3 protein-coding genes and 1 pseudogene are annotated in these 4,663 nt (G+C 71.0%); 1 reads left to right on the forward strand and 3 read right to left on the reverse strand.

Annotated elements, in window-relative coordinates:
• Positions 1-221: 221 nt before the first annotated feature.
• The 3 genes from ONA70_RS34885 to ONA70_RS34895 all read right to left on the reverse strand — a co-directional run bounded on the left by ONA70_RS34885 (position 222) and on the right by ONA70_RS34895 (position 3,516).
• A complete protein-coding gene (locus ONA70_RS34885) occupies positions 222-1,367 on the reverse strand; it encodes a winged helix DNA-binding domain-containing protein (RefSeq protein WP_265010748.1) in 1,146 nt (381 codons plus the stop codon).
• A gap of 58 nt (positions 1,368-1,425) precedes the next feature.
• Positions 1,426-2,268: an NAD(P)H-binding protein gene (locus ONA70_RS34890; protein ID WP_265010749.1), complete on the reverse strand. Its 843-nt coding sequence runs from the start codon at positions 2,266-2,268 to the stop codon at positions 1,426-1,428.
• A gap of 63 nt (positions 2,269-2,331) precedes the next feature.
• Positions 2,332-3,516, reverse strand: coding sequence for an epoxide hydrolase family protein (locus ONA70_RS34895; RefSeq protein ID WP_265010750.1), 1,185 nt, complete (start codon positions 3,514-3,516; stop codon positions 2,332-2,334).
• A gap of 63 nt (positions 3,517-3,579) precedes the next feature.
• Between ONA70_RS34895 and ONA70_RS34900 the strand changes: the two are divergent.
• A pseudogene (locus ONA70_RS34900) lies at positions 3,580-4,556 on the forward strand (helix-turn-helix transcriptional regulator).
• The last annotated feature ends 107 nt before the right edge of the window (positions 4,557-4,663 follow it).

Below are 4,663 nucleotides of genomic sequence, written 5' to 3' on the forward strand. Positions count from 1 at the left end.
CACCGGCGCGTTCAGGGGCAGGAGCGGTGCGGTCCGCTTCGACTTGCACGGGAGCAGTGACCTTTGGCGACCCGAGACGTCGGCGCGTCGGCAGGGCGTGTGTCCATACGTACCAGCGGGAGACTGCGACGGACGTACGGACGGTGAGGAAGGTGCCGGCGGCGCACACCCGCTCGGCTATGAGCGGGCGTCGGTGGAAGGCGCGCATGAGCACGGCTTGATCAGTGCTGATCGGTTTCCTCGCCGGTCACCTTGTCCTCGGAGCCGACGGACGGGGCCGTGCCGTCGCGGAGGTCGTGGGCGGCGCCGGGCGCGGCGAACTCCAGCAGTCGGGCGCCTTCGGTCTCGATCTCGGCGCGCTCGGTGGCGGTCAGGGGCCGGAACGGGTCGATCTCCAGAGTCGCTGACGCCTTGCCCGGATGGAGCTTCCAGGCGCCCGTCACCTGCCCGTCCACCAGGAAGGTGGCGCGCATCCCGTTGCGCGTCATGACCCGTTTGCGGGCCTCCTCTGAGATCACGCGGGTGCGGTCGGAGTGGGAGGCCAGGAGGTTGTCGTATTCGGGCAAGAAGCGAACCGGAGCGCAGGCGTCGGCATCGGGGCGTGGCGCATCAGGCAGGTCGAACAGCTCCACCCCGTGCTCGTCACGGAAGACCGCCAGCCGCGGCCGCAGCCTCTCCAGGACGAGACGCAGCCGGGTTCGGCCGGCCCACGTCTGCACGTCGGTGACCGAGGCCGGGCCGAACGCGGCGAGGTAGCGCAGCACGATGTGTTCGGAGTCGGCGGCGGGGGCGGGCTCGGCTCCGGTCCAGCCGGCCGCCGTCGCGTACCGGGTGGTGCCGCCGACGCCCCAGATGGCGCGTGGCGGCACCTGGACTAGCGGCACCAGGTTCCGCACTACGGTGGCGAGCGCGCGGGGCTCGCGATCGGGCCACCGCTGGTGCAGCGCCGCCCCGAGCTCCTTGGGGGTGAGGTGTCGTGCGCCGAGCAGTGCCCGGCCGGACTCCGCCACGGTCGCACGGTCCAGACCGGTCAGGATCGTCTTGAACGCGGTGTCCAGCTCACGGTCGAGCGCGGGCTGCGCCCATGGCCGCAACGACCGGTAGTCCGCCGTGGTGACCAGGTGGACGGTGCTGCGCATCAGCGCGACCCGCACCAGGCGGCGCTCGGTCAGCGCGTCCGCCAGGTCGGCGGTGCCGAACTTCCGCAATCTGCTCCAGAGCCCGAAGTAGGGCGCGTACGGCGCCTGCGCCTGCATGCCGACCAGCCGGGTGACCGCCTCCTCGGCGGTCGCGTCGGCCCGTTCCAGCAGCATCTGACGGGCCAGCAGGGCGCGCCCCAACTCCCGTCGTCCCAGCACCTGTGCCACCGTGCCGTCCTTTCCGTCCAGACGGCAGGGGCGGCGGATGCCGCCCCTGCCTCGTTGATCAGCCGCCGAAGTCGGCCCGGTGATCTGCGGCCCACTCGGCGTAGGTGCGGGCGGGGTGCCCGGTGATCTGCTCGATGACGTCGTTGACCGGCGCGGGCTTGCCGACCGCCTGCGCCATGAGATCGAACAGCGCCGCCAGGAACTCGGGGTCCATGAACTGGCTCATCTGCTGCAGCACGGGCTCCGGGTCGAGGTCCTCGACGGTGAGCGGGCGCCCCAGCGTCTCGCCGAGGATGCGGACCTGTTGTGCCTGGGTCAGCGACTCGGGGCCGGTCAAATCGTAGGCCCGCCCCGCGTGCCCGCCGCCGATCAGGATTCGCGCGGCCACCTCGGCGACGTCCCGCTCGTGCACGGCGCTGAAGGCCGCTTCGGCGTACGGCGAGCGAATGACGTCACCGCCTTGGAGCTGCATCGCGAACGTCAACGAGTTGATGGCGGGGAACAGCAGCCGCAGGAACGTCCACTCGATCCCGGACGCCTCGATGGCCTGCTCGACATCGCGGTGGTACTGGGCGATCACGTCGGGCTGCCGCTCGGCGCCCCGGACGACCGCCCCCGAGGACAGGAACACCAGCCGACGCACCCCGGCCTGGCCCGCGGCCGCCAGCAGCGGAGCGACATCCATCCCGTACTGCAGAACCAGGAAGGCGGCCTCGACGCCGGCCAGCGCCGCCGGCAGCGTCTCGGGCTTGGTCAGATCGCCCCGGACGACGTCGACCTCCGCCGGGAGCCCGGCCTGCTCCGGGGTACGGGTCAGCGCCCGCACCGGCGCACCCGCGGCGACCAGCTCCTCTACCGCCTGACGTCCGAAGTGAGCCGTGGCACCGATGACGAGATACATGAGGGTTTCCCTTCGTGCGAAAACATGGGGATCTGATGGGGTCCGCCGACAACCGGCGGCGGATTAGCGAACCTTGCGGAAGAACTGCCGGATGTCGTCGACGAGCAGATCGGGCGCGTCGTGGGCGGCGAAGTGGCTGCCCCGGTCGTAGACGTTCCAGGAGAGGATGTTCTTGTGGTCGCGGTCGGCGAACGTCCGGATGGACTGGAAGTCCCAGGCGAAATTGGCCAGGCCGAGGGGCACGGTGGTCGGCTTGGGCACGGACGTGCCCCGGCCGTTCGACTTCTGTTGTACGGGGGCCGCCGCCGCGTCCTCGTAGTAGAACCGGGCGGCTGAGGCGCCCGTGTTGGTCAGCCAGTAGATCATCACGTTGGTGAGCACATAGTCCGGGTCGAGTGAAGCGCCGAGCAGCTGCGCGTGCCAGCCCAGCAGACCGGCCGGGGAGTCGGCTAGGGCGTGCGCCAGATTCTGCGGCTCGGTGGACTGGAGCTTGTCGTACGCGCCCCGGTTCTGGGTGAACCACTCGGCGAACGCGAGCTTGCCGCGCTCCTCCTCGGACAGGCCGGCCAGCTCGGCACGGTCGCCCGACGGGAATGAGAAGACCTGCGTCACGTGCACGCCGCAGACGTGCTCGGGGTCGACCCGGCCCACCTCGGGCGAGATCAGCGATCCGCCGTCGTTGCCGACCGCGCCGTACCGGTCGTACCCGAGCCGGCGCATCAGCTCGGCCCAGGCCCGGGCCACCCGGTACCGGTTCCAGCCGCGCTCCCGGGTCGGCCCGGAGAAGCCGAAGCCCGGCACCGACGGAATGACGAGGTGGAACGCGTCCGCCGGGTCGCCGCCGTGGGCCCGCGGGTCGGTGAGTGGGCCGATCACGCCCAGCCACTCGACCACCGAGGTCGGCCAGCCGTGGGTCAGGATCAGCGGCGTCGCGTCCGGCTCCGACGACCGCACGTGCAGGAAGTGGACGTTCTGGCCGTCGATCTCAGTAGTGAACTGCGGGTACGCATTCAGCTTCGCCTCCCAGGCCCGCCAGTCGTACCCGGTGCGCCACCGCTCGACCAGCTGCTTGACGTAGCCCACCGGTACGCCGTACTCCCAACCGGGCGGCACCGGGCCGGCCGGCGCCGACTCGTCCGCGGGCAGTTCCTCCGCCCATCGGGTCCGGGCCAGCCGCTGCTGGAGATCGTCGAGCTCGGACTGGGGGATGTCGATCCGGAACGGGGCGATCGTGCTGTCGTTCGTCATGGTCATCAGCGTACGATCCGTTTAGGCAAGGTCCGTTCCTAATGAACTGGCAGACTCCGAAGAATGTTGGAAACCTCGGCGCGGCTGCTGCGCCTGCTCTCGCTACTCCAGACGCCCCGCGAGTGGACCGGCGCCGAACTGGCCGAGCGGCTGGCGGTCAGCACCCGCACCGTCCGCAACGACGTGGAACGCCTGCGAAACCTCGGCTACCCGGTGCACGGCACCCGAGGCGCGGTAGGCGGCTACGACTCGGCGCCGGCGCCGCATTGCCGCCCCTGTTGCTCGACGACGAGGAGGCGGTCGCGGTGGCGATCGGGCTCCGCACCGCCGCCGGGGGCACCATCACCGGGGTCGAGGAAACCTCGCTGCGCGCACTGGCCAAGCTGGAGCAGGTGCTGCCAGCCCGCCTCCGGCGTCGCGTCGACGCCCTCAAGCAGTACGCCGTAGCGGTGCCGCGGGACGACCTGGGCCCGCGGGTGGACGCCGACACGCTGAGCGCCCTCGCCGCCGCCTGCCGGGACCACGAGCGCCTGCGATTCGACTACCGAAGCCACGACGGCTCCGAGAGCCGGCGCGAGGTGGAACCGTACCGGCTGGTCAACTGGGGACGCCGGTGGTACCTCGTCGGGTTCGACGTCGAGCGGGCTGACTGGCGAACGTTCCGGGTGGACCGGCTCCGCCCACGCACCCCGACGGGCCCCCGATTCATCCCCCGCGATCTCCCCGAGGAAGCCGTCGACCAGGTACGCCGGGGCGTGTCGTCGGCCGCCTGGCGGTACCGAGCCCAGGTCGTCGTGCACGCACCGGCCGAACAGCTCATCGAGCAAATCAACGCCGCCATCGGCACCATCACCCCGGTCGACGACACCCACTGTCTGCTGGACACCGGCGCGGACAGCATCGAGGCGCTCGCCGTCCACCTCGGCCTGCTCGGCGTCGACTTCACCGTGACGGAACCCGCGGAACTCGTCGAACTCGTGCGTACGCTCGCCGGCCGCTACCACCGCGCCACCACCAAACCGCGTCCGCAGGACACCTAGGCCAGGGCCGCCTCGGACCGCCCGGCGCGACCCATCTTCACCATCAAGGTCGCACGGATTACCGCAGACCAACAGGACGATCCGCACACCCGAGGCATGCACTCTTC

The organism is Micromonospora yasonensis (genome assembly GCF_026013475.1).
GTDB classification, from domain to species: Bacteria; Actinomycetota; Actinomycetes; order Mycobacteriales; family Micromonosporaceae; genus Micromonospora; species Micromonospora yasonensis.

Excerpts from the sequence above, each read along its gene's own strand:
- ONA70_RS34895 (WP_265010750.1), bottom strand. The coding sequence starts at position 3,516 with ATGACGAACGACAGCACGATCGCCCCGTTCCGGATCGACATCCCCCAG.
- ONA70_RS34890 (WP_265010749.1), bottom strand. The coding sequence starts at position 2,268 with ATGTATCTCGTCATCGGTGCCACGGCTCACTTCGGACGTCAGGCGGTA.